1 protein-coding gene is annotated in these 1,874 nt (G+C 73.1%); it reads left to right on the forward strand.

All coding sequences use genetic code 11. From position 1 onward, the window contains the following. Nucleotides 1–244 precede the first annotated feature (244 nt). Nucleotides 245–1,874, forward strand: a 1,630-nt coding sequence (locus C1I97_RS36330) for a thioredoxin domain-containing protein (RefSeq protein ID WP_181447082.1), incomplete at its 3' end; no start/stop codon positions are given.

A 1,874-nucleotide genomic window follows, 5' to 3' on the forward strand; every position in this document is an offset into this window, starting at 1 on the left:
CTCCTCCTCCACGGCCCGAGCCAGCAGCTGCTCGGCGTCCACCCGGTGCCCGTCCCGCATGTCCCGTCCCCCTCCGGTGACAACTCCTTTTCCCACGAGTGTCCTTGGGCGGGGACGACAGCGCGAGAGGGCGGCGGCCGACGGACGGCCGGACCGGGTGCCGGCCGCCCTCACAGGGTGTGCGAGGAGCCGTAGGGCGATCACGTTCCGTGCCCGGCGGGGTCCGGTGAGGCAGGATGGGAGCATGCCGAACCGACTGGCTCATGAGACGTCCCCGTACCTGCTCCAGCACGCCGACAACCCGGTCGACTGGTGGCCGTGGTCGGGGGAGGCCTTCGCGGAGGCGCGGCGGCGCGAGGTCCCCGTGCTGCTGAGCGTCGGGTACAGCAGCTGCCACTGGTGCCATGTCATGGCGCACGAGTCCTTCGAGGACCAGGACACGGCCGCCGTCCTGAACGAGCACTTCGTCAGCGTCAAGGTCGACCGCGAGGAGCGGCCCGACGTCGACGCGGTGTACATGGAGGCCGTGCAGGCGGCGACCGGGCAGGGCGGCTGGCCGATGACCGTGTTCCTGACCCCGGACGCCGAGCCGTTCTACTTCGGTACGTACTTCCCGCCCGCGCCCCGGCACGGGATGCCGTCGTTCCGGCAGGTGCTGGAGGGCGTACGGCAGGCGTGGGAGACCCGGCGGGAGGAGGTCACCGACGTCGCCGGGAAGATCGTGCGGGACCTGGCGCACCGGGAGATCGACTACGGCGCCACGCGGGTCCCCGGTGAGGAGGAGCTCGCGCAGGCGCTGCTCGCGCTGACCCGGGAGTACGACCCGCAGCGCGGCGGGTTCGGCGGGGCTCCGAAGTTCCCGCCGTCGATGGTGATCGAGTTCCTGCTGCGGCACCACGCCCGCACCGGCTCCGAGGGCGCGCTGCAGATGGCGCGGGACACCTGCGAGCGGATGGCCCGCGGCGGCATCCACGACCAGCTGGGCGGCGGTTTCGCCCGTTACTCCGTGGACCGGGACTGGGTGGTGCCGCACTTCGAGAAGATGCTGTACGACAACGCCCTGCTGTGCCGGGTCTACGCCCACCTGTGGCGGGCCACCGGCTCGGAGCTCGCCCGCCGTGTCGCCCTGGACACCGCCGACTTCATGGTGCGCGAACTGCGCACCGCGGAAGGGGGGTTCGCCTCGGCCCTGGACGCCGACAGCGACGACGGAACCGGCCGGCACGTCGAGGGCGCCTACTACGTCTGGACCTCGGAGCAGCTGCACGAGGCCCTCGGGGCGGAGGACGCCGAACTCGCCGCCCAGTACTTCGGCGTGACCGAGGAGGGCACCTTCGAGCACGGCGCCTCGGTTCTCCAACTCCCGGTGCAGGAGGGCGTCTTCGACGCCGGGCGGATCGAGTCGGTCAGGCGCCGGCTGCTCGGGAAGCGGGCCGGGCGGCCCGCCCCTGGCCGGGACGACAAGGTGGTCGCCGCCTGGAACGGGCTCGCGATCGCCGCCCTCGCCGAGACCGGCGCCTACTTCGACCGCCCGGACCTGGTGGACGCCGCGACCGGCGCCGCCGACCTCCTGGTACGGGTGCACATGGACGAGCACGCCGCGCTCCACCGCACCAGCAAGGACGGCCGGGCCGGGGCCAACGCCGGGGTGCTGGAGGACTACGCCGACGTCGCCGAGGGCTTCCTCGCCCTGGCCTCCGTCACCGGCGAGGGCGTGTGGCTGGAGTTCGCCGGGCTGCTCCTCGGGCATGTGCTCACCCGGTTCACCGACCCGGAGTCGGGCGCCCTGTACGACACGGCCGCCGACGCCGAGCAGTTGATCCGCCGCCCCCAGCCGATGAAACGGGGGACGCGCGAGGTCGCCGTCGCGGTGC

It is taken from the genome of Streptomyces sp. NTH33 (assembly GCF_003236365.1).
Lineage (GTDB): Bacteria > Actinomycetota > Actinomycetes > Streptomycetales > Streptomycetaceae > Streptomyces.